A 21,186-nucleotide genomic window follows, 5' to 3' on the forward strand; every position below is an offset into this window, starting at 1 on the left:
AGCGCATGCCCGCAACCGGCGCCGGCCCCCTTCTCCGCCCGCCGCCGCCCCTTGGCTCTCTTTCGGCCCTCTTTCGGCCCTCTTTCGGGCCCTCTTTCGGGCCTTCTTTCCGTCTTTGCCTCCGGCGCCCCTGTCGCCTTTCGCCTCCGCTCGGCCGCGTGGCGCCGATACGACCCGGACCATTTCGAACGGGCGTATGAGGAGTACCCTCCCGTTTGGTCTCCGACGCGAGCCGCGCTGCCCCCCGCACAAACCCTGACGTTGAATCCCGTTCACGGACTCCATGACGGGATTTAAGGCAGCGCGTCATAGGCCGGTCCTTAAAATCCGATTTTTGCCAGAGACTGAAGCGGCGGTCGCCGCACGTGGCAAAAAGGCAGGCGAGGCACACAGAGGCAAGCCTGCCGTCAACCAGAGGAGGATTCAATCGTGTGGAGTCAAGTCTATGACCCGCTAGGCAATATGGCGCTGTCCACCATTGCCGCGGGGATACCGGTGGCGGTGCTGCTCGCGGCACTGGCGTTTTTCCATCTGCAGGCGCACTTCGCCGCCGGTATCGCGCTGCTGGTGGGTATCGTGGTGGCCGCGGCGGTCTTCGGCATGCCCGCCGAGATGGCCGGCAAGGCAGCCGGGTTGGGTATTGTGTCGGGCCTGTTCCCGATCGGATGGATCGTCCTCAACATCATCTTCCTGCACCGGCTGACCACCTTGAACGGGTCATTCAAGGTGTTGCAGAACTCGATCTCCGGGATTACCGAAGACCGGCGCCTGCAGCTGCTGCTGGTCGCATTCAGCTTTGGCGCGTTCTTCGAGGGCGCGGCGGGCTTCGGCACGCCGGTGGCGGTGACCGGTGCCATCCTGATCGGGCTCGGGTTCTCGCCGCTGGCCGCCTCGGGCCTCGCGCTGATCGCCAACACCGCGCCGGTGGCATTCGGTGCGCTGGGTGCGCCGATCATCGGCCTCTCGTCCGTGACCGGGCTCGACCAGGTGCAACTGTCCGCGATGATCGGCCGCCAGTTGCCGTTCTTCTCGGTGCTGGTGCCGTTCTGGCTGATCTGGGCGTTCGCGGGCTTCCGCGGCATGATCGCGATCTGGCCGGCCATCCTGGTGGCGGGCGTGAGCTTCGCAGTGCCGCAGTTCCTGGTGTCGAACTTCCACGGGCCGTGGCTGGTGGACGTGATTTCGGCGCTGATCTCGATGGGCTGCCTGACGGCATTCCTGAAGATCTGGCATCCGAAGGAAGTGTGGACCTCGACCAAGATCCTCGGCCGTCATGACGACTCCAAGGTCGACCATCCGGAAGCGCTGGAAGCCGACGCGCGCGCCAGCGCCGCCGCGGCCGGCATCTCGGTGGCCAAGGCCTGGGTGCCCTGGATCATCCTGACGGTGTTCGTCTTCGTGTGGGGCATCCCCGAGTTCAAGAAATTCATGGATGCGCTGTGGCAGTGGAAGTACCCGATCCCGGGTCTGGACAAGGCCATCCTGAAGGGTCCGCCGGTGGTGCCGAAGGAGATTGCGGAAGGCGCCGTGTTCACCTTCAACGTGCTGTCGATGGCCGGTACCGGCATCCTGGTCTCGGCCATCGTCGGCGGGCTCGTGATGGGCTACTCGATACCGCGCATGATCAAGGAGTACTGGGAGACCATCAAGCTCGTGCGCTATTCGCTGCTGACCATCTGCGCGATGTTCGGCATCGGCTATCTCACGCGCTACTCGGGGCTCGATGCCACGCTCGGCCTGGCGTTTGCGCAGACCGGCGTGCTGTACCCGCTGTTCGGCACCATGCTGGGCTGGCTCGGGGTGGCGCTGACGGGTTCCGATACGGCCTCCAATGTGCTGTTTGGCGGCCTGCAGAAGACCACCGCGGAACAGCTCGGCCTGTCGCCGATCCTGATGGCGGCCGCCAACAGTTCGGGCGGCGTGATGGGCAAGATGATCGACGCGCAATCGATCGTGGTGGCCTCGACCGCCACCAAGTGGTACGGGCACGAGGGCGACATCCTGCGCTACGTGTTCTTCCACTCGATCGCGCTGGCGATCCTGGTGGGCTTGTTTGTGACACTGCAGGCGTACGTGCCGCCGTTCACGCACATGGTGATTCACTGACGTTCCAGCGCGGCATGCCTCCACCCTGGAGGGATGCCGCGGCGTTGGATCTTCGCCGCCGTCCAGGCCTGTGCCCGGACGGCATTTTTGTTTTTGCGCACGTCACGTTCGTTTTAAGCGATTGGTGATTCATTGCGCGGTGATCTTGCGACAAAAATGGAACACTTTTGCTCCAGCACTGTTCCAACGCGCACGCTCTCCGACACTTTCCGACGCTTTCCGACGCTTTCCGACGCTTTCCGACGCTTTCCGACGCTTTCCGACGCTTTCCCACCGCTTACGGAGCGTGCCGCCGCAATATCATGAAAACACTCATTTTCGCTGTCTTACGGCATGCCGCCGCAGTCAAACCGGATGCCCCCGCTGGCACCGCGACTCGCACCACTCCGCGCCCACCCACTCGCACAAGCCCGCACACAAGTCCCCACCCACACTCTCGCATGCACGCTCTCACCCACGCTTGCCGTGCCGCCCTCGCCTGCCTGGTCGGCGCGCTGGCGGGCATGGCCCATGCCGCCGAACCGGTGGGCCTCTCGGTGCGCGGTGTCATCCGTCCGGCATCGTGCGACGTGATCCTGTCGGACGGCGCGGTGGCCGACTTCGGCGTCATCTCCACGCATTTGCTCCGCGCGACCGAGGTTACGGTGCTGCCGCCACAGGTCGTCACGCTGACCATCACGTGCGATTCGCCCGCGAAGATCGGCGTGACCACCATCGACAACCGGGCCGGCACGGTCAACGCGGCGGCCAGCGCCAAGCTGCTCGCCACGGCGGGATATACGTTCGGCGTCGGTAGCGTCGGCGGGCGCAAGGTGGGCGCCTACACACTGATGACGGGAACCAGCGAAGGCATGCGGGCCACCGCGGACGGCAACGACGTGTCCTCGATCTACTCGCAGGATGGGGGCGCCGTCTGGTTTGCCGCGCAGCAGGGGCCGGCGCAGCCCGGTGTGCGCCTGCATAGCTGGAGCCCGTTAGGCACCACCGTGCCGGGCGCGTACAAGCTGATCCACCAGCCAATCAAGGTAAGCCTGGCGCTGGCCAGCATTGTCGATCTGCCGGCGCTGACCGACGATGTGGTCATCGACGGCCTGGCCACCATCACGTTGCGCTATCTGTAGCGTGGCTGGGGCCACGCTGTCCGGCCTGGCGGGTTCAGACCAGCCCGAGCAGGCCGGCACCCGCGCCCAGCGCCACCAGCGCCAGCGGATGCACGCGCGTCTTCAGCATCAGCCCGATCGTCACCAGCGTCACGGCGATCGCGGTCCAGCTGCGGTCCACGCTGGCCGCGAGCAGCCAGCCGGTGGACAGCAGCAATCCGATCGTCAGTGCCGACAGGCCGCGCTTGATGAGGCCGGGCCAGCGCGCATGCGGCGAGCGGCCCGAGAAGTACTCAAAGCCGAGCGCGATCAGGCTCGACGGGCCGACCATGCCCGTCATGGCCGCGAAAGTGCCCTGCGGCCCCGCCACCTGCCAGCCAAACAGCGCGACGAACAACACGTTGGGACCCGGCGAGGCCTGCGAGATGGCATAGAGTGCAGCGAACTGCTGGTCGGTCATCCATCCATTGGCCTCGACCAGATAGCGATGCATGTCCGGAATGGTGGTGGCGCCGCCACCGATCGACAGCAGCGACAGCATGCCGAAGTGACCCAGCAGGCTACGCAGGATTTCGGGCGTACTCATGCATCCTCCTTCGTATCGCTGGCGGCGGGGGCCACCTTGGCATGGTCACTGGTGTTCACCTTGCCGGCGCGATGCTCGAGATAGAGCGCCAGGGGCACCAGCACCGCCATCACCGGCACCAGCGGCAGATGCAGCAGGCCGATGGTGACAAACGCCGCCACGCCGACCAGGACGGCACGCACGGATCGCGGCTGGCTTTGCGCGAGCTTGAAGCCGGTGGCGAGGATCAGGCCCGCCGACACCGCCGTCATGCCGGTCAGCATGCGCCGCACCGCCTCCACGTTCTGGTAATGCTGGTAGATCACCATGACCGTGAGCACCACCACCATCGGCACCAGCACCAGGCCGGCAAACGCCGCCAGCGCACCGCGCAGGCCGGCAAAACGCAGACCGAGCATCAGGCAGACATTGATGACATTGGGCCCCGGCAGGACCTGGCCCAGGCTCAGCACCTCGACAAAGTCGCGATCGTCGAGCCAGCGGTTGCGCTCGACCACCGCACGGCGCACGAACGGCAACACGCCGCCAAAGCCGGATAGCCCCATGCGGGCAAATTCAAGGAACAGGGTGCGGGCGTTGGGCGGCGGAGCGACGGCTTCTGGTTCGGCGGGCGCGATGCTGGACATGGCTCGGGTGTCTCGTTGTCGGTGTGGGCGGGCCACTCTTGCTCGGAGGGCTCAGGATAGGGCTGGAGAGGTCGGGCGGTTATAACGTACGGACCTTTCTGCGGGCTTGTAGAGATTGCATGAAAGCGGTCGCAAAAAAAACCCCGCACGGACAGCTATGCGGGGCATTGTTGCTTTTTCGGGCGATATGCCCGCCGGTTGGCGCAACCGGTTACGACTTATGCAGCCGGTGCCGGCCGTACCGCCTCGATGCGGACGTCCTTGAGCTTGGCCTCCACCGCGCGACCCTTGCGGGCACGCTTGCCGACGAATGGCAGCAGCGTCTTGCCCGCCAGCGTCTGGGGCGGCACCTTGCCGCCGCGCTGGCCCGTGGCGGTAACCACCAGGCCGGGCGCGCCCACGGCGAGCGCCTGCACCAGGGTCTCCTTCGGTTCCAGCTCCATCAGCATCACACCGCGGCCGCCGGCCGACAGCACCTTGATCTCGTCGAACGCCACCAGCAGCAGGCGCCCCTGTTCGGACAGGCAGGCCGCGTGTGTGGACTCCGCGCCGATCGCTTCGGGCTTGAGCAGCGCGTCGCCCTCGTCGAGCGTGACGAATGCCTTGCCGCCCTTCTGGCGGCTGGTCATATCGCCGACCTTGGTCACAAACCCGTTGCCGCCAGCCGAGGCCATCAGCATGCGCTGCTCGGCATTGCCGGCAAACGTGTGCGCGATCTGCGTGCCCGGCGCCAGCTCGATCAGCGTGGTCAGCGGCACGCCGTCGCCACGGCCGCCCGGCAGCCCGTTGACCGGCACCGTATAGACGCGACCATTGGTACCGAAGGCGAGCAGCACGTCGACGGTGCGGCATTCGAAGGTGGCGTAGAGCGCGTCGCCGGCCTTGAAGGTGAACTGCTGCGGATCGTGGCCATGGCCCTGGCGCGTACGCACCCAGCCCTTGCCCGACACCACCACGGTCACCGGCTCGTCGATGACGCGCACCTCGGCCGCCGCACGACGCTCTTCCTGAATCAGCGTGCGACGCGGGTCCTTGTCTTCCGGGCTGTATTGCCTGGCGTCCTGCTCGATTTCCTTGATGATGCGACGGCGCATCATGGTTTCGGACTTGAGCAGCACGTCGAGCTCGGCCTGCTCCTCGCGCAGCTTTTTCAGTTCCTGCTCGATGCGAATGGCTTCCAGGCGAGCCAGCTGGCGCAGGCGGATCTCGAGGATGTCCTCGGCCTGGCGATCGGACAGCTGGAAGCGCTCGATCAGCGCCGGCTTGGGCTCGTCGCTTTCGCGGATGATGCGGATGACCTCATCGATATGGATCAGGACCAGCATGCGGCCTTCGAGGATATGGATGCGATCCTCGACCTTGCCCAGCTGGAAGCGCGTGCGCCGCGTGACCGTCTCGAAGCGGAACGCAATCCATTCGCGCAGGATCTCGGCAATGCCTTTCTGGCGCGGCCGGCCGTCGTTACCGATCATCACGAGGTTGATCGGCGCGCCCGATTCCAGGCTGGTATGCGCGAGCAGCGTCTGGATGAATTCCTGCTGATCGGTGTTCTTGCTCTTGGGTTCGAACACCAGGCGCACCGGCGCATCCTTGCCCGACTCGTCGCGCACGGCGTCGAGCACCGCGAGCATGGTCGTCTTGAGTTGCGTCTGTTCGGCCGTCAGCGCCTTCTTGCCCGCGCGCACCTTCGGGTTGGTGATTTCCTCGATTTCCTCGAGCACCTTCTGCGCCGACGTGTTGGGCGGCAGCTCGGTCACCACCACCTGCCACTGGCCCCGCGCCATTTCCTCGATGGTCCAGCGCGCGCGCACCTTGAGGCTGCCGCGCCCGCTCTCGTAGATCTGCGCGATATCGGCCGCCGGCGAGATGATCTGGCCACCGCCGGGATAGTCGGGACCGGGCATCAGCGCCAGCAGTTCCGCCAGCGACAGGTTGGGATTGCGGATCAACGCCACGGTCGCCGCGGCAACTTCGCGCAGGTTATGCGGCGGGATCTCGGTGGCCATGCCCACGGCAATCCCGGAAGCGCCATTGAGCAGCACCATCGGCAGCCGCGCGGGCAGCAGTTTCGGTTCTTCCTCGGAGCCGTCGTAGTTAGGCAGGAAATCCACCGTGCCCTGGTCGATCTCGTCGAGCAGCAGCCGCGAAATCGGCGTAAGACGGGCTTCGGTGTACCGCATCGCGGCCGCGCCATCGCCGTCGCGCGAGCCGAAGTTGCCCTGGCCGTCGATCAGCGGATAGCGCAGCGAGAAATCCTGCGCCAGGCGCACCAGTGCGTCGTACGCCGACTGATCGCCGTGCGGGTGGTACTTGCCGAGCACCTCGCCCACCACGCGCGCGGACTTGACGGGCTTGGCATCGGCGCGCAGCCCCATCTGCTGCATCGCGAACAGGATACGGCGCTGCACGGGCTTCTGGCCATCGGCCACCTCGGGCAGGGCACGGCCCTTGACCACGCTGACGGCGTAGTCGAGGTAGGCCCGTTCCGCATACAGCGCCAGCGTCAGCGAATCGGCCGGCTCTTCGGGTTGATACGTAATGTCTTGTTGGTCCATGGTTGGCTGGCGGGCGGCACGCGGCCGCCGCCGGTCGGATGTTCCGGTCAGCGAGCGATTCTAAATGACTCGCGCGACCCGATGGGCAGATTGGGACGAATTGGAGGACGACACCGCTGGCAGCGCGGTGATGGCTAGGGCAGGTTGCGGCGGCCGCCGATCACCATCCTAACGCGCGCCGGCTCTGCGCTGCCGCGCCCGGTGCGGACCACGGGCATGGCGTCGGGTTGGTACAGACGATAGAACGCAAGCACGGTGCTGACATACTGCCGGGTCTCGGGGAAAGGCGGAATCTGGTTGTTGTAGCGCTGCACCGCGCCCTCGCCGGCGTTATAGGCCGCGAGCACCAGTTCCAGGTTATTGGGAAACAGCTCCATCAGCCAGCGCAGGTAGCGCACGCCGGCGGAAATATTGAGGCGCGGATCGGCCAGCTTCTGCTCGATGGTGCGCCGCCTGTCGGCGTTGACGCCAAAACGCACGCCGGTATCAGGGATCACCTGCATCAGGCCAATGGCCCCCTTGGGCGACACCGCGCCGGGATTGAAGCCCGACTCCACCGCCATCACGGCCTTGACCAGCGCCGGGTCGACGTTCTGTGCCCGCGCGATCTGCCGGATCATCGGTTCCACCGCGGCGAGGTTCGGATGATTGAGCGCATAGCGGTAAAGGCGCTGGCTGTCGGCATCGGCGCCGGCCGGTCTGCGTACGCCCGCTACGCGCGGCAGGCTGGCGCTGTCGAGCGTGCCGCCGTCCTTCATGAACAGCTTGTAGCGCTCGTCGAGCTTTTCGTCGGCGAAGTGCGCCACGCCGTCCTCGTCCACGTAGCCGTAGAGCTCGGCATGCGCGGCGGGCACCACGCCCAGCATCGCGCCGAACGGGGCGCCGAACATCGCCGCGGCAAACAGCCATGCGGCCGCCCGGGTACGCCCCGGCCGGTTGGATTCGCTGGTCTGGTTCACCGTTTGCATTGCCGTCGGTCCGGCCGTCGATCCCGCGCGGGGGACGGTCAGATATCCGCCTCCACTTCGTTGCCCTTCTCTTCCAGCCACGTGCGGCGCTGCGAGGCCTCGCCCTTGCCCATCAGCATGTTCATCATGGACACCGTGCGCGGCAGGTCGTATTCGCCCAGCTGCACCGGCAGCAGGCGTCGCGTATCGGGATTCATGGTGGTTTCCCACAGCTGCTCCGCGCTCATCTCGCCCAGGCCCTTGAAGCGCGAGATCTGCCACGCGCCTTCCTTGACGCCATCCTTCATCAGCTTGTCCTGGATGGCTTCGAGCTCGCCTTCGTCGAGCGCGTACAGCTTCTGCGCAGGCTTCTTGCCGCGCGCGGGTGCATCCACGCGGAACAGCGGCGGCCGCGCCACGTAGACGTTGCCGTTGTCGATCAGCTTGGGGAAATGGCGGAAGAACAGCGTCAGCAGCAGCACCTGAATATGCGCGCCGTCCACGTCCGCGTCCGACAGGATGCAGATCTTGCCGTAGCGCAGGTTCGACAGGTCGGGCTCGTCGGTGGCGCTATGCGGATCCACGCCGATCGCCACCGCGATGTCGTGCACCTCGTTGTTGGCAAACAGGCGGTCGCGCTCGGTTTCCCACGTGTTGAGCACCTTGCCGCGCAGCGGCAGAATGGCCTGGAACTCCTTGTCGCGGCCCATCTTGGCCGAGCCGCCGGCGGAGTCGCCCTCGACCAGGAAGATCTCGTTGCGCGCGACGTCGGTCGATTCGCAATCGGTCAGCTTGCCAGGCAGCACGGCCACGCCCGAACCTTTTTTCTTCTCGACCTTCTGCGCCGCGCGCGTGCGCGCCTGGGCCTGACGGATCACCAGTTCGGCCAGCTTCTTGCCGTAGTCCACATGATGGTTGAGCCAGAGCTCCAGGGCCGGACGGCTGAACGTCGCCACCAGGCGCACCGCGTCGCGGCTGTTCAGGCGCTCCTTGATCTGCCCCTGGAACTGCGGGTCGAGCACCTTGGCCGAGAGCACGAACGAGGCGCGCGCAAACACGTCCTCGCTCATCAGCTTGACGCCCTTGGGCTGCAGCGCGTGCATCTCGATAAAGCTCTTCACCGCCTGGAACAACCCTTCGCGCAGGCCGGATTCATGCGTCCCGCCCGCCGGGGTGGGAATCAGGTTGACATAGGATTCGCGCACCGGCGCGCCTTCCTCGGTCCATGCCACCACCCATGAGGCGCCCTCGCCGTCGGCAAAGCCTTCCTCGCCCGGATTGCTGTCCGGATCGGCGAAATGCTCGCCCTCGAACATCGGGATCACCAGTTCCGCGCCGCTGCCTTGCGCGAGCGCTTCCACGAGGTAGCCCTTGAGGCCCTGTTCGTACTGCCAGGTCTGCGCTTCGCCGGTCTTCTCGATCAGCAGCGTGACCTTGACGCCGGGCAGCAGCACAGCCTTGCTGCGCAACAGGCGCTGCAGCTCGGCTTGCGGAATGGTGGCCGAGTCGAAGTACCTGGCGTCGGGCCATACCTGCACGCGTGTGCCGTTCTTCTTTTCGCCGCGCTCCAGCTTGCGGCTGGCCAGCGGACGCGTCACGTCGCCGTGCTCGAAGGTCAGCGTCGAGTGGGTGCCATCGCGCCAGACCGAGACGTCGAGCCGCGTGGCCAGCGCATTGGTCACCGACACGCCCACGCCGTGCAGGCCGCCCGAGAAGGCATAGGCGCCGCCCTTGCCCTTGTCGAACTTGCCGCCCGCATGCAGGCGCGTGAACACGATCTCGACCACCGGCACGCCTTCCTCCGGGTGGATGCCGACCGGAATGCCGCGGCCGTCGTCTTCCACGCTGACGCTGCCGTCGCGATGCAGGGTGACCACGATCTCGGTGCCGTGGCCGCCGAGCGCTTCGTCGGACGCGTTGTCGATGACCTCCTGCACGATATGCAGGGGGTTGTCGGTACGGGTGTACATGCCGGGCCGTTGCTTGACCGGCTCCAGGCCCTTGAGGACCCGGATGGAAGATTCGCTGTACTGACTGGTTTTGCTCGCCATGGCGTCGCTACGGGAATCGCTTGAAGTGAGTGTTCTGGCCGTCGCTTCGGCCGGGATGCGCAGCATTGTAATAGATGGCCGCAGCGTCAATCGGTTCGGCAACGCCCCGAGCCGGCGTCACTTCCGCGCGCCGTCCCGCCGGAAAGGGGCTGCCAACGCCCCACTTTCACGCAAAAGCACGGCGCGGGTTACACTCGCCCGACTCTCCATGCCTTGGCAGGGCATGCCAGAACAATAGAAGACATTGCGAGACAATCCAGCGAGCCCTCCCTATGCCAGAACGAAAACTCTCCCTTACCACGGTCCTCGTGTGCGGCGGCCTGCTCGTCACGCTGTCCATGGGCATCCGTCATGGTTTTGGCCTGTTCAACCTGCCCATTACCCAGGCCCACGGCTGGAACCGCGAGACCTTCGCCTTTGCGCTGGCGCTGCAAAACCTGATGTGGGGCGCCAGCCAGCCCATCGCCGGCGCGCTGGCCGACAAGTTCGGCGCGCTGCGCATCATGCTGGTCGGGGTGGTGCTGTACGTGGCGGGGCTGGTGGTGATGGCGCTGGCCTCGAGCGGCACGGCATTTGCCTCCGGCGCCGGCGTGATGATCGGCATCGCCCAGGCCGGCACCACCTATAGCGTGGTCTACGGCGTGATCGGACGCGTGGCCGTGGCCGAGAAGCGCGTGTGGGCCATGGGCATCGCGGCGGCGGCGGGCTCGTTCGGGCAGTTCCTGATGATCCCGGTCGAGCAGACCCTGATCTCGACCACGGGCTGGCAGAACGCGCTGTTCGTGATGGCGGTGATGGCCTGCTTCATGCTGCCGCTGGCCTTCGCGCTGCGCGAGCCGGCCATGGCGCCGGCTACGGGCGGGCATCAGCAGACCATCGGCGAGGCCACGCGCGAAGCCTTTGGCAACCGCAATTTCCAGCTGCTCACGCTCGGTTATTTCGTGTGCGGCTTCCAGGTGGTCTTTATCGGCGTGCACCTGGCGCCGTATCTCAAGGATCGCGGACTGGTCGATCCCAAGATCGCGACCGTGGCGCTGGCGCTGATCGGACTGTTCAACGTGTTCGGCACCTATACCGCCGGCACGCTGGGCCAGCGCGTGCCAAAGCGTTACCTGCTGTCGTTCATCTACCTCGCACGCTCGTTCGTGATTGCCGGATACCTGCTGCTACCGCTGACGGCGGCCAGCACCTGGGTCTTCGCCGCGCTGATGGGCCTGCTGTGGCTCTCGACGGTGCCGCTGACCAACGGCATCATCGCCCAGGTGTTTGGCGTAAAGTACCTGTCGATGCTGTCCGGGGTGGTGTTCTTCTCGCACCAGATCGGCAGTTTTCTGGGGGCCTGGCTCGGTGGCTACCTGTTCGACCGGACCGGCAGCTACAGCATGGTATGGCTGATCGCCATCGCCCTCGGCGTGATGGCCGCGCTGGTCAACCTGCCGATTCGCGAACAGGCGCTGGCGCACCCGCAACCCGTGACGGTGTAAGCATGACGACAACAGGGGAACGCTGGCTCAAGGGTCTCGGCGTCGCCGCGCTGGCGGCGGTGCTGACGCTCGGCTTTCTGGCCTACCTGCGGCCGGCGTTCGTGGTGGACCTCAGCAACATGGTGCTGGCCTGGTGCGGGTGACCCGCGCTACCGGCCCCTACCAGCCCCTACCGGCCGCCGCCGGCTACTGCGCGTCGCCCTTGGTCTTCGCTTCCAGCACTTCCCAGCGTTCCAGCGCTTCCAGCAGTTCCATCTCGATCTCGTCGTGCCGCGTGGCCAGCTGCGCCGCGCGCGGCGGATCGGAAGCGTACAGCGAACCATCCGCGAGCTGTGCCGCAATGGTCTTCTGTTCGCCTTCCAGCGCGGCAATGCGCTCCGGCAGCCCATCGAGCTCGCGCTGCTCCTTGTAGGACAGCTTGACCGTGCGATTGGCGCCGCGGGACTCGCGCGTGGCCTGTGCCCTGGGCGCTTCCGCCGGCTTCTGCCCGCTCTGGCGCGCGGCCTGCAGCGCGGCGGCGCGTTCGCTCTGGGCCTGCCAGTCCGAATAGCCGCCCACGGATTCGCGCCACATGCCGTCGCCCTCCGCCGCGATGGTGGACGTCACCACGTTGTCGAGAAACGCGCGATCGTGCGATACGAGGAATACCGTGCCGCTGTAGTCCTGTAGCAGTTCTTCGAGCAGTTCTAGGGTCTCGATATCGAGGTCGTTGGTCGGTTCGTCGAGCACCAGCACATTGGCCGGCCGCGCGAACAGACGCGCCAGCAGCAGGCGGTTGCGCTCGCCGCCCGAGAGCGAGCGCACCGGCGAGCGCGCGCGTTCCGGCGCGAACAGGAAGTCGCCCAGGTAGCTCATGACGTGTTTGCGCTGGCCGTTGACCTCGACCCAGTCGCTGCCGGGGCTGATGGTATCGGCCAGCGACTTGTCCAGGTCGAGCTGGGTACGCATCTGGTCGAAGTACGCCACCTGCAGGTTGCTGCCGTTGCGCACGGTGCCACTATCGGGCGGCAGTTCGCCCAGGATCAGCCGTAGCAGCGTGGTCTTGCCCGCGCCGTTGGGGCCGATCAGGCCGACCTTGTCGCCGCGCATGATGGTGCCCGTGAAGTCGCGGACGATGGTCTTGTCGCCATACGACTTGCTGACGCCGGTCAGTTCCGCGACGATCTTGCCCGAGCGCTCGGCCTGCGAAACTTCGAGCTTGACGTTGCCCTGGGTCTCGCGCCGGGCCGCGCGTTCGGCACGCATGTCGACGAGCCGCTGCACGCGCGCCACGCTACGCGTCCGGCGCGCTTCCACGCCTTTGCGAATCCAGACTTCCTCCTGCGCCAGCAGCTTGTCGAACTTGGCCTGCTCCACCGCCTCGGCCGCCAGCTGCTCGGCCTTGCGCGCCTGGTAGGCGGCAAAATTGCCCGGAAACGACACCAGCCGGCCGCGATCGAGCTCGACGATGCGCGTTGCCACGCGGTCGAGAAAGGCACGGTCGTGGGTAATCAGCAGCACGCTGCCGCGAAAGCCCAGCAGCAGATCTTCGAGCCAGCGGATCGCCGCCACGTCGAGGTGGTTGGTCGGCTCGTCGAGCAGCAGGATATCGGGTTCGGCAACCAGGCCCTGGGCCAGCGCGACGCGCTTCTGCAAGCCGCCGGACAGCGCCTCGACACGGGCCTGCGGATCGAGCCCGAGGCGTGCCAGCGTGGTTTCCACACGCGTGCGCAACTGCCAGGCGCCGGCCGCATCGAGTTCGGACTGCAGGCGATGCAACTCGGCCAGCGTGGCCTCGTCGTGGTGTTCGGCCAGCCGCGCCGCCACGGCTTCATAACGCGCCAGCAGGTCGTGGGCGGCGCCCATGCCCTGGGATACCGCGTCGAACACGGTCAGGCCGGGCTCGAATTGCGGCTCTTGCGGCACATATGCCGACGTCACGCCGCTCTGGCGCGCGATCAGCCCGTCGTCGGGCGCAGCCAGTCCTGCCACGATCTTGAGCAGCGAGGACTTGCCGGTACCGTTGCGGCCGATCAGGCCGACGCGTTCGCCGGCTTCGAGCGAAAAATCGGTATGGTCGAGCAGCGCAACGTGCCCGAAGGCAAGCTGGGCATCGGAAATGGAAAACAGGGCCATGGAATCTGGATCGTGCGAACGGCGTGGCCGCGATTGTAGACGAGCCGGCGCGATGGCACGCCCGGACGGGCGCCAAAAAAAGAAACGGCCCGTGCGATGACGGGCCTAAGAGTCTCTCCTCGGTGCCCTGCTCGCAAGGCACGACTGAAGGATAACGGGGCCGCCGCGCGCAAATAAGTCGGATAACTCCGTAAGGGAAAGCCCCCGTCAACCTGCTCCGCCCGCGACCGTTGCATGCCCGGCACGGCGTGCCTTGCGGCGGTTGTGCCACCGCGCCACGCGTGAAACAATCCAGGCCACCGCGGCAACTGCGCGCCGTTCCGGCAGGTCCGGCAATGCCGGCATTGCCGGTAACACCGGCAACACCGGTAACACCGACGGCCCGGCAGTGCCGCAGTCCAGGCAGCAGCCTTCGGCACAACGCGCAGCAAATAATAAAAGCAGCACGACAACGCAGCAATCGAAGCAGCAGCATTCGAAGCAGCAACAGAGCCGGATCGATCCGGCCGTTGGGGTGGCCAGCGCCACGGGTTGTTCCAGAACTTCTTTCGGACGGGTGTCAATCATGATCCTTTCGGGCCTGCCGCGCCGCGCCTTCGTGCGCGCGCGCCTTGCGCTTTCCGCGCTGTCTTTGCTTTCCGCGTCTCGCTTGCTTTCCGGGTGTGCCGGCTTTGCCCTGTCATGCGCGCTGGCCGTGCTTGCCGTGCCGTCGGCACAGGCCGCGCCGCCGGGCAATTCGGTCGTGCAGCGGATCCAGGTCACTGGCGCGGTCCGCCTCGCGCATCGCGAAAGCTCGGTGCCGTTCTCGTTTGTCGCCGACGGCAAGCCGATGGGCTATGCCGTGGACCTGTGCCTGCGCGTGGTCGACGCGTTGCGCACCACGCTGCGCATGCCGCAGTTGCGGGTGGAGTATGTGCCGGTCAGTCCCGCCAACCGCATCGCTGCCATCGTCGACGGCAAGGCCGATCTCGAATGCGGCTCCACCACCAACAACCGCGAGCGACGCGATCAGGTCGCCTTTACCATTCCGCACTACATTGCCGGCAGCCGCATGATCGTCAAGGCCGACTCGGGCATCCGCAAATGGAGCGACCTGCGCGGCAAGACCGTGGTGTCCACCACCGGCACCACGCCGCTGGTGCAGGTGCGCAAGATGAACGACTCCGGTGCGATGGGCTGGCGCGTGGTGGAAGCCAAGGACCATGCCGAGGCCTTCGCGATGGTCGAGTCGGGACGCGCCGACGCCTTCGTGATGGACGACGTGCTGCTCTACGGCCTGCGCGCCAATGCCAGGAATCCCGCGGCCTATAGCGTCACCGGCGATCTGCTGACGATCGAGCCCTACGCGATCATGCTGTCGAAGCACGATGCCGAATTCAAGAAACTGGTCGACCGCGCGATGATCGCGTCCATCTACGACCAGGAAACGCAGAAGCTCTATCGCAAGTGGTTCCTGTCGCCGATACCGCCCAACGGCATCACGCTCGACATTCCCATGAGCTATCTGCTGCGCGACTCGTTCAAGTTCCCGAGCGACAAGGTCGCGGACTGAGGTGCCGGGCGCCGCGCCGTCGCGCCGCCATCCGGCGATGGCAGCGGGGCATCAGGCATCGGCGCGCAAGCATGCGGGCCGGCGGCGTGACAGTCGCAAGACAGTTGTGCGGTGGCGCGGCGCCATGGAACAATCGCGCCGGATGCCACCCGCGCAAGCCCTTGCGGCAGCACCACACAGCAGGGTAGCCAGACGCCGCGCCCATACCGAAGTTCGTGGTGTCGCGGTGCGGCGAGAGCCGGAACCGATCCGGCCAGGCAGGCGGCACGACTCTCCAGACGGGCAACTTCCAGTGGAATGGGATCATCATGGCCCGTCGGTATCTGTCGTGCGCGCCGGACTGCGCCACGCGCGGCTGCATTTGCATCGCCCTCCTCGTCACCGTCCTTGTCTGTCCCAACCTCGCCGCGGGCGTGTCGTTGCCGGGGACGCCGCCAACCGGCCTGTCAGGCCTGCCGCCCGGCATGCCACCGCCGGCAACTGCCTCGGCCGCCTCGGCCGCGCCGGTGCTGCAACGTATCCAGCAGACCGGCGTGATGCGCATCGCCTACCGCGAAAGTTCGATCCCTTTCTCGTATCTCGCCCATGGGCGCCCGGTGGGGTATGCGATTGACCTTTGCCTGCGGGTGGTCGAGGCGGTGCGCATCGCGCTCAAGCAGCCGCAACTGCGGGTGGACTGGTTGCCGGTGAATTCGGTTACCCGTATTCCCGCCATCGTGGAAGGCCGCGCCGATCTCGAATGCGGGTCGACCACCAATACCAGCGAACGGCGCCGGCAGGTGGCGTTCACCGTCCCGCACTTCATCGCCAGCATCCGCATGCTCGTGCGTGCCGATTCGCCGATCCGCAACTGGTCGGACCTGGTCGGCAGGACCGTGGTATCGAGCAAGGGCACCACGCCGCTCCGGTATATCCATGACATGAACGCCGGCGAGGTGTTGCGGCTCAAAGTCATGGAGGGCAAGGACCATGCGGAGAGCTTCGCGCTGCTCGAGTCGGGCCAGGCCGAGGCGTTCGTGATGGATGACGTGCTGCTCTACGGCGCGCGTGCGGGGGCCGCCGCGCCCGGCGCGTATCGCATTGCCGGCGATGCGCTGACGGTCGAGCCGTACGCGATCATGCTGGCGCCGGACGATGCCGAGTTCAAGAAGATCGTGGACAAGGCGCTGATCGGGGCGATCTACGAAGGCGAGACACAGAGGCTGTACCGCAAATGGTTTCTTTCGCCCATTGCCCCCAATGGCGTGGTTCTCGATATCCCGATGAACTATCTGCTGCGGGACTCCTTCAAGTTTCCCAGCGACAAGGTGGCCGACTAGGCAACCGCCGGCGTTGCCACGCGCGACGCGGCCGCCGGCATCGGCTCGGGCTGGCCGGATTGGCCTGCTTGGCCGGATTGGCTAGAGCAGCAGGAACGAGATGTCGGCGGTAGTGAGTTGCGCCAGCGCTGTGCCCTTGCGGCGCTGGAACAGCACGTGTTCCAGCACGCGGTCCCGGTGGGCGGCGAAGGTGGCGAGGTCGAAGTGCAGCGCGCCCGTGGCATAGTGCTCGGCCAGCAGCTTGTAGACGCGGTGCCGCACCAGCAGCATCTCGTTATCGGCCTGGAGGCGGGCTACTTCGGCCTGGCTCTCCTCCTCCAGCTGACGCATGCCAACCACCACGCGCGCATGCATGCCGCGATAGCGATCCACTTCCGCATGCGCCTTGCGCAATTCCTCGCGCAGGTTGCGCATCTCCTGCATCTGCTTGAGGTTCTGCTGGACGCCGCGCTGGATGCGGTTGGCTTCCTCGAGCGCGTGATCGGCTGCCGCGATGGTGTTCTGCCAGACGCCCTCGCTGCCGTTGCCGCCGACCTCGGCATGGTCGGCCTCGTCGCCATGGCCAGTGCCAGCCGGGCGCGACGCTGGCCAGCGTATGGCACCCCCGAATGTCTTCTGCATTGCTGCTCCCCTGGATTTCTGCATTCCCGTCCGAGTTGGCCGTTGCCGATCCATCGTGCCACCCGGCACCGGATGATGGCCGAGCCGCCGGTATCGATGTGCGTACCGGCATGGTCAAAGCCATTGCGCGACTCGCGGCCTCTTGTCGATCACACGGGCCGCTCCCACCCTGCATTCAAGACCCTTCCGAAGGGGGGCACAACCACCGCAAGGGAGGGTAGGTTTCCGCGCCGGAAAGCCTTGTGTGGCGCGCGATTGAGGCGATTTTCCCCAGCTCTGGCGAGGACTGCCTCAGGGCGGCCCGCATAATAGCGTCTTTGCGACCGATCTGGCAGTCAAAGCGGCTTATCGAGCGCTTGGCAACCGGTCCCGCCTTGTCATTGCACCGTTTTCACCCATGCACCACGGATATCTCCTGCTCGCGCTGGCCATCGTGGCCGAGGTTATTGCCACCAGCAGCCTCAAGGCCGCCGAGAATTTCACGCGCTTCTGGCCCAGTGTGCTGGTGGTGACGGGGTATGTGGCCGCGTTCTGGCTGCTGATGCAGGTCATGAAGACCGTGCCGGTAGGGGTGGCCTATGCCATCTGGTGCGGGGCAGGCATCGTGCTGGTGACGCTGATCGCGGCGGTGCTCTACCGCCAGGTGCCGGATCTCGCGGCCTGGGTCGGAATCGGGCTGATCATTGCGGGAGTGGCGGTGATCCAGCTGTTTTCGCGGTTGACGCACTGAGGAGCCGCAGGCTGCGGTCGCGTCGGCGCATTGTTGCGCCGCGCATTGTTGGCCGCCCGTTCGTGGCCCGGGTGTTCGTTGCCGGCGATAAGTCGCCGGGGATGAGTGGCCGGGGATGAGTGGCCGGGGATGAGCGGCCCGGGATGAGCGGCCCGGGATGAGTGGTCCGGGATGAGCGGCCGGGGCCCGGTCGCTGGTCGCGGCACCCGGCACCTGCGCAAGCGCGCGCGTTCAACCGCGAGGCGGCAGCGCTCGCAATAGCCGGTTGACCTGCGCGACGGTGTCGCACTCGTCGGCACCGCGCTGACGCCGGCGGTCGATGATGTCCAGAATAACGCGGATCTGCCCGTTTTTTTCGTCGCAGCCCGGCTTGCCGGGATCGTTGCAGACCACCTCGATCTCGCTGCGCAGGCTTTCCTGCACGATGTCGAGCATGGCGGTGCAGCCCGATGTGTCGGCCAGGCCCGGATCGGGCAAAGCCGCCACGGCTTGCGCGGCGAGCAGCACGGATAGCGCTGGCAGGCAACGTTGGAGCGTCCTCATGAGGTACATAGACAGCCGGGAAGAATTCGGTAGACAACAGGCACGCCAGGACGCGTGCACCCGACATCATAGCTGGTCGCTGCGTCACTACCGTGAACCGGTCCGTGCGGCAACGCACGTTGCGATGGATGCGGGAAACAAACTGCGGGACAAGCCGGAAGAAAACGACACCCGCCACGAGCTCGATGGTCCCGCCGACAGGAATCAGGACCTCATGAAAATCAGCTACTTGCGATTTCATGGCGGGGATATTGCGTAATGAGAGGGGGATTCGAACCCCCGAGATGTGCCGTAGATACTGGCTTCCCGGGGTGATGCTGCGATAACGTGCCGATTCCGCGCCGACGTCGCTATGCTGCAAATCACACATAAATAGCGCTCAGCACGCCATGCGTGTAAGCGGTGTATGATCCCGCGCGAAGTCTGGCGCAAGAAAATGAATGAGGAGATATGGATAAAGACACACTTACGCGGCTCGTAATTGCCAAGCTCCGCGATCAGGAAATGAGCATTCGCGAGCAGTGGGCTAACCCGGTTGGAACGCGGACGCGGCACTTCATCGTGGACAACTTACTTCCCGAAGATGTCGCCGCGCAGATCTACGATGCATTCCCAAAGGACGCGGACGGCTTCTACAACCGCGAATCGTTCCGCGAGAAGAAGCGCACATCCGCAAATCTTGATCAATACGCACCGATCTTGGCGGACATCACCTACGCTTTTCAGGATCCGCAGACTGTTGCTGTGGTATCCGACATCGTTGGGTTCACGCAGATCGAGCCCGACCCTAGCCTGTACGCAGGCGGCCTGTCGATGATGTTTAGGGGCGATTTTCTGAATCCCCACATCGACAACAGCCACGACGGCAAGCGCGATCGCTACCGGCGCCTTAATCTGCTCTACTACGTGTCGCCGGACTGGAAACTTGAGAACGGTGGAAACTTCGAGCTATGGGATGACGACTGCAAGGTGCAGAAGACGCTCGTCTGCAAGTTCAACCGTCTGGTAGTAATGGAGACAAACAAACTATCATGGCATTCTGTCAGCCCGGTACAAATCGACGCTCCGCGCTGCTGCGTGTCTAACTACTTCTTCTCGAAGGTCTCACCTGACGAAAGCGAGTATTTCCACGTGACATCGTTCACCGGGCGCCCGGATGAGGTGGGAAAGCGCGCCATCGGCGTAGTGGACAATGCTCTACGCAATACAGTCTCGAAGGTGCTGAAGTATGGGCGCGGCAAGGACCAGGCGAATACCAAAGGCTAGGCACCTTCGTGCACAATAATGCCCCGCTTCGGTGGGGTTTTTTCATTTCCCCTTGGGCTTCCATCCGCAACGCGTCTCGCCTGTCTCGTTGTGGTCAACGATCTGTTTTGCAGTGGAGTCAGTCAGCACATCCGCCTTGCTCGGCAGAATCGGCCGGACCCACTGGCACCCCGTGTCGATGAGCCGCGTTCGCGTGACAATCTGCGGCTCGGGCGTTTCAGTCGCGGGTCCAGCGGCGCAACCGCTCATCAAGAGCAGCGCGGTCAAGACCAGCAGTATCGGCTTCCACATTGGTTCTCTCCTGTGCGGCAGCAGCGCCGGCGCGCGCGGCCTCAGCATTGGCTTCGGCTTCGGACTTCTCGATCTGCGCGACCTTGGCGCCGGCCTCTGCGACCTGCTGCCCGGCCTGTGCCTCTGTGGTCTGGGCCTGCTTGTGGCGCGCCCACCCGGTCAGTAGCGCGAGGATCGCGATACCCGCGCCGGCGAAGACCGGCCACAGCTTGGCAATGAGGGCGGCGATCATTTGATGACCTCCAGTCGCGCGAGCGTATGGTTGCCGGGCCATGTCTCGGGGCGCGGCTTGCCGGGGCGCCAGGTGCGCAGGTAGAGGCCCCAGGCACCGTCCGGATCATCGAGCGCTGGCAGGCGCTTGGGGTCGGTGAACAGCAGCAGCCGGGCCGCGCCGGCGGCGAGCACGTCATCCGTTTCCATCGCGCGCCAGATGCTCTCCGGCAGGAATTGCACGCCCCGGGCAGCACAGAGCCGGTCGAGCCAGAAGCGAGATGCGTCGTGTAGGTAGACGCCCCATACCCCGCCGCGCGTCTGCCGCGTGCCAAGCTCGAACTGCGGATACCCGCGTGCTGGCCCGTTGCCGAGCTGCTTGCGGTGGATCAGGCCGGATTCCTGCAGGCAGATGGCGATGACCATGCACCGTGCCTGCGGCGTGTCCATGGGCGCCGGCAGGATCGCGAGCGCGTCGGACAGCGGGCCGTTGTTGAACTCACGCGTCAGCATCCCCGCCCTCCTTCTCCTTCTTCCGCACCGCGGTGTACCGCAGCGCAAGGAACGTCAGGCCGAACATGGTGTAGGCGATCCACTGCTGTACGTTCTGCGGTATCACCGCTTTCAGTTCTGGCGGCATCGCGCCCCACGCCTGCACCAGCAGTGGCCCGAGGCCCATGACCGTGGTGAACGCGGCGCCGGCGATCACCGTGCCGCGCTTGTGAAGCTGACGCCAGCCGTCAGCGAGTCCGAGTCGGAAGTTCATCGTGTCCACCTCTTGATTTCAGGCCGCTGCCCTGCGGCGTTGTCGAGCAGGTAGTCGCGGATCTTCTCCACGTTCTGCCCGATGGCGTTGAGCTTCTCGCTGGTTTCCTGCCGCTGTCGCGCGATCTCCGCATCGGTACGCGCGAATCGTTCGTCGTAGGTCCGTGCCTGAGCCTGAAGCACAACGACATCTTTCACGACACCGAAATAGATGGAGACGCCAAGCACCACGATGACGCCCACATTCCAGGCCAATTGCTGCACGTTGATCGTGAAATCGACACGGCGTTTCTTTTCCTGCTGCACGTCCATGCTGCTA

General features: G+C 65.6%; 22 protein-coding genes. 9 read left to right on the forward strand and 13 right to left on the reverse strand.

Annotation, left to right across the window (positions count from 1 at the left end; translation table 11 throughout):
* The first annotated feature begins 429 nt into the window (after positions 1-429).
* Positions 430-2,106, forward strand: coding sequence for an L-lactate permease (locus DFLDMN_RS07460; RefSeq protein ID WP_423197825.1), 1,677 nt, complete (start codon positions 430-432; stop codon positions 2,104-2,106).
* Between the two features lie 440 nt (positions 2,107-2,546).
* Positions 2,547-3,227, forward strand: a complete 681-nt coding sequence (locus DFLDMN_RS07465; protein ID WP_423197826.1) for a DUF1120 domain-containing protein — start codon at positions 2,547-2,549, stop codon at positions 3,225-3,227.
* Between the two features lie 34 nt (positions 3,228-3,261).
* Here the strand turns inward: DFLDMN_RS07465 and DFLDMN_RS07470 are convergent, their stop codons facing one another.
* From DFLDMN_RS07470 to DFLDMN_RS07490, 5 genes are all read right to left on the reverse strand, one after another.
* Complete coding sequence (locus DFLDMN_RS07470) at positions 3,262-3,792, reverse strand: chromate transporter (RefSeq protein WP_423197827.1); 531 nt, start codon at positions 3,790-3,792, stop codon at positions 3,262-3,264.
* Complete coding sequence (locus DFLDMN_RS07475; protein WP_423197828.1) at positions 3,789-4,418, reverse strand: chromate transporter; 630 nt, start codon at positions 4,416-4,418, stop codon at positions 3,789-3,791. The genes DFLDMN_RS07470 and DFLDMN_RS07475 overlap by 4 nt, the downstream gene beginning before the upstream one ends.
* Before the next feature lie 218 nt (positions 4,419-4,636).
* A complete protein-coding gene (gene parC, locus DFLDMN_RS07480) occupies positions 4,637-6,973 on the reverse strand; it encodes a DNA topoisomerase IV subunit A (RefSeq protein ID WP_423197829.1) in 2,337 nt (778 codons plus the stop codon).
* Between the two features lie 134 nt (positions 6,974-7,107).
* Positions 7,108-7,941: a lytic transglycosylase domain-containing protein gene (locus DFLDMN_RS07485; RefSeq protein WP_423197830.1), complete on the reverse strand. Its 834-nt coding sequence runs from the start codon at positions 7,939-7,941 to the stop codon at positions 7,108-7,110.
* 38 nt (positions 7,942-7,979) lie between these two features.
* On the reverse strand, positions 7,980-9,971 hold the full coding sequence (locus tag DFLDMN_RS07490) for a DNA topoisomerase IV subunit B (RefSeq protein WP_423197831.1): 1,992 nt from the start codon (positions 9,969-9,971) through the stop codon (positions 7,980-7,982).
* Between the two features lie 272 nt (positions 9,972-10,243).
* Between DFLDMN_RS07490 and DFLDMN_RS07495 the strand changes: the two genes are divergently transcribed.
* Positions 10,244-11,455 (forward strand): MFS transporter, encoded by a 1,212-nt coding sequence (locus DFLDMN_RS07495; protein WP_423197832.1) that lies wholly within the window; start codon positions 10,244-10,246, stop codon positions 11,453-11,455.
* Positions 11,456-11,457: 2 nt separating this feature from the next.
* Positions 11,458-11,598 carry a hypothetical protein gene (locus DFLDMN_RS07500; protein WP_423197833.1) on the forward strand — a complete coding sequence of 47 codons (141 nt, stop codon included), beginning with the start codon at positions 11,458-11,460 and terminating at the stop codon, positions 11,596-11,598.
* Between the two features lie 43 nt (positions 11,599-11,641).
* Here the strand turns inward: DFLDMN_RS07500 and DFLDMN_RS07505 are convergent, their stop codons facing one another.
* Positions 11,642-13,570, reverse strand: coding sequence for an ATP-binding cassette domain-containing protein (locus tag DFLDMN_RS07505; protein WP_423197834.1), 1,929 nt, complete (start codon positions 13,568-13,570; stop codon positions 11,642-11,644).
* A gap of 207 nt (positions 13,571-13,777) precedes the next feature.
* Positions 13,778-14,137 carry a hypothetical protein gene (locus DFLDMN_RS07510; protein ID WP_423197835.1) on the reverse strand — a complete coding sequence of 120 codons (360 nt, stop codon included), beginning with the start codon at positions 14,135-14,137 and terminating at the stop codon, positions 13,778-13,780.
* 64 nt (positions 14,138-14,201) lie between these two features.
* Here DFLDMN_RS07510 and DFLDMN_RS07515 point away from each other — a divergent pair, with 64 nt between their 5' ends.
* Complete coding sequence (locus DFLDMN_RS07515; RefSeq protein WP_423198354.1) at positions 14,202-15,122, forward strand: amino acid ABC transporter substrate-binding protein; 921 nt, start codon at positions 14,202-14,204, stop codon at positions 15,120-15,122.
* 308 nt (positions 15,123-15,430) lie between these two features.
* Complete coding sequence (locus tag DFLDMN_RS07520) at positions 15,431-16,441, forward strand: amino acid ABC transporter substrate-binding protein (RefSeq protein ID WP_423197836.1); 1,011 nt, start codon at positions 15,431-15,433, stop codon at positions 16,439-16,441.
* Between the two features lie 81 nt (positions 16,442-16,522).
* Here the strand turns inward: DFLDMN_RS07520 and DFLDMN_RS07525 are convergent, their stop codons facing one another.
* The gene (locus DFLDMN_RS07525) at positions 16,523-17,062 is read right to left on the reverse strand and encodes a hypothetical protein (RefSeq protein ID WP_423197837.1); all 540 of its coding nucleotides are present in this window, start codon (positions 17,060-17,062) and stop codon (positions 16,523-16,525) included.
* 397 nt (positions 17,063-17,459) lie between these two features.
* Between DFLDMN_RS07525 and DFLDMN_RS07530 the strand changes: the two genes are divergently transcribed.
* Positions 17,460-17,792: a DMT family transporter gene (locus DFLDMN_RS07530; protein WP_423197838.1), complete on the forward strand. Its 333-nt coding sequence runs from the start codon at positions 17,460-17,462 to the stop codon at positions 17,790-17,792.
* 231 nt (positions 17,793-18,023) lie between these two features.
* Here the strand turns inward: DFLDMN_RS07530 and DFLDMN_RS07535 are convergent, their stop codons facing one another.
* Positions 18,024-18,299, reverse strand: coding sequence for a hypothetical protein (locus DFLDMN_RS07535; protein WP_423197839.1), 276 nt, complete (start codon positions 18,297-18,299; stop codon positions 18,024-18,026).
* A gap of 34 nt (positions 18,300-18,333) precedes the next feature.
* On the opposite strand from DFLDMN_RS07535, the gene DFLDMN_RS07540 reads away from it, so the two are divergent.
* Both DFLDMN_RS07540 and DFLDMN_RS07545 read left to right on the forward strand, forming a co-directional pair.
* Entirely contained in the window at positions 18,334-18,594 is a 261-nt protein-coding gene (locus tag DFLDMN_RS07540; protein WP_423197840.1) for a hypothetical protein, read from the forward strand.
* Between the two features lie 191 nt (positions 18,595-18,785).
* On the forward strand, positions 18,786-19,601 hold the full coding sequence (locus tag DFLDMN_RS07545) for a 2OG-Fe(II) oxygenase (RefSeq protein ID WP_423197841.1): 816 nt from the start codon (positions 18,786-18,788) through the stop codon (positions 19,599-19,601).
* Positions 19,602-19,818: 217 nt separating this feature from the next.
* Here the strand turns inward: DFLDMN_RS07545 and DFLDMN_RS07550 are convergent, their stop codons facing one another.
* From DFLDMN_RS07550 to DFLDMN_RS07565, 4 genes are read right to left on the reverse strand one after another with little or no spacing between them, the layout of a single operon-like run.
* A complete protein-coding gene (locus DFLDMN_RS07550; protein ID WP_423197842.1) occupies positions 19,819-20,124 on the reverse strand; it encodes a hypothetical protein in 306 nt (101 codons plus the stop codon).
* Positions 20,121-20,615 (reverse strand): hypothetical protein, encoded by a 495-nt coding sequence (locus tag DFLDMN_RS07555; protein ID WP_423197843.1) that lies wholly within the window; start codon positions 20,613-20,615, stop codon positions 20,121-20,123. The genes DFLDMN_RS07550 and DFLDMN_RS07555 overlap by 4 nt, the downstream gene beginning before the upstream one ends.
* Entirely contained in the window at positions 20,602-20,868 is a 267-nt protein-coding gene (locus DFLDMN_RS07560; protein WP_423197844.1) for a hypothetical protein, read from the reverse strand. Before DFLDMN_RS07560 ends, DFLDMN_RS07555 begins: the two co-directional genes overlap by 14 nt.
* The gene (locus DFLDMN_RS07565) at positions 20,865-21,179 is read right to left on the reverse strand and encodes a hypothetical protein (RefSeq protein WP_423197845.1); all 315 of its coding nucleotides are present in this window, start codon (positions 21,177-21,179) and stop codon (positions 20,865-20,867) included. The genes DFLDMN_RS07560 and DFLDMN_RS07565 overlap by 4 nt, the downstream gene beginning before the upstream one ends.
* Positions 21,180-21,186 lie beyond the last annotated feature (7 nt).

The organism is Cupriavidus sp. H19C3, assembly GCF_049393815.1.
Lineage (GTDB): Bacteria > Pseudomonadota > Gammaproteobacteria > Burkholderiales > Burkholderiaceae > Cupriavidus.

Excerpts from the sequence above, each read along its gene's own strand:
- DFLDMN_RS07465 (WP_423197826.1), top strand. The coding sequence starts at position 2,547 with ATGCACGCTCTCACCCACGCTTGCCGTGCCGCCCTCGCCTGCCTGGTC.
- DFLDMN_RS07470 (WP_423197827.1), bottom strand. The coding sequence starts at position 3,792 with ATGAGTACGCCCGAAATCCTGCGTAGCCTGCTGGGTCACTTCGGCATG.
- DFLDMN_RS07475 (WP_423197828.1), bottom strand. The coding sequence starts at position 4,418 with ATGTCCAGCATCGCGCCCGCCGAACCAGAAGCCGTCGCTCCGCCGCCC.
- parC (WP_423197829.1), bottom strand. The coding sequence starts at position 6,973 with ATGGACCAACAAGACATTACGTATCAACCCGAAGAGCCGGCCGATTCG.
- DFLDMN_RS07485 (WP_423197830.1), bottom strand. The coding sequence starts at position 7,941 with ATGCAAACGGTGAACCAGACCAGCGAATCCAACCGGCCGGGGCGTACC.
- DFLDMN_RS07490 (WP_423197831.1), bottom strand. The coding sequence starts at position 9,971 with ATGGCGAGCAAAACCAGTCAGTACAGCGAATCTTCCATCCGGGTCCTC.
- DFLDMN_RS07495 (WP_423197832.1), top strand. The coding sequence starts at position 10,244 with ATGCCAGAACGAAAACTCTCCCTTACCACGGTCCTCGTGTGCGGCGGC.
- DFLDMN_RS07500 (WP_423197833.1), top strand. The coding sequence starts at position 11,458 with ATGACGACAACAGGGGAACGCTGGCTCAAGGGTCTCGGCGTCGCCGCG.
- DFLDMN_RS07505 (WP_423197834.1), bottom strand. The coding sequence starts at position 13,570 with ATGGCCCTGTTTTCCATTTCCGATGCCCAGCTTGCCTTCGGGCACGTT.
- DFLDMN_RS07510 (WP_423197835.1), bottom strand. The coding sequence starts at position 14,137 with ATGATTGACACCCGTCCGAAAGAAGTTCTGGAACAACCCGTGGCGCTG.
- DFLDMN_RS07520 (WP_423197836.1), top strand. The coding sequence starts at position 15,431 with ATGGCCCGTCGGTATCTGTCGTGCGCGCCGGACTGCGCCACGCGCGGC.
- DFLDMN_RS07525 (WP_423197837.1), bottom strand. The coding sequence starts at position 17,062 with ATGCAGAAGACATTCGGGGGTGCCATACGCTGGCCAGCGTCGCGCCCG.
- DFLDMN_RS07530 (WP_423197838.1), top strand. The coding sequence starts at position 17,460 with ATGCACCACGGATATCTCCTGCTCGCGCTGGCCATCGTGGCCGAGGTT.
- DFLDMN_RS07540 (WP_423197840.1), top strand. The coding sequence starts at position 18,334 with ATGAGGTACATAGACAGCCGGGAAGAATTCGGTAGACAACAGGCACGC.
- DFLDMN_RS07545 (WP_423197841.1), top strand. The coding sequence starts at position 18,786 with ATGGATAAAGACACACTTACGCGGCTCGTAATTGCCAAGCTCCGCGAT.
- DFLDMN_RS07550 (WP_423197842.1), bottom strand. The coding sequence starts at position 20,124 with ATGATCGCCGCCCTCATTGCCAAGCTGTGGCCGGTCTTCGCCGGCGCG.
- DFLDMN_RS07555 (WP_423197843.1), bottom strand. The coding sequence starts at position 20,615 with ATGCTGACGCGTGAGTTCAACAACGGCCCGCTGTCCGACGCGCTCGCG.
- DFLDMN_RS07560 (WP_423197844.1), bottom strand. The coding sequence starts at position 20,868 with ATGAACTTCCGACTCGGACTCGCTGACGGCTGGCGTCAGCTTCACAAG.
- DFLDMN_RS07565 (WP_423197845.1), bottom strand. The coding sequence starts at position 21,179 with ATGGACGTGCAGCAGGAAAAGAAACGCCGTGTCGATTTCACGATCAAC.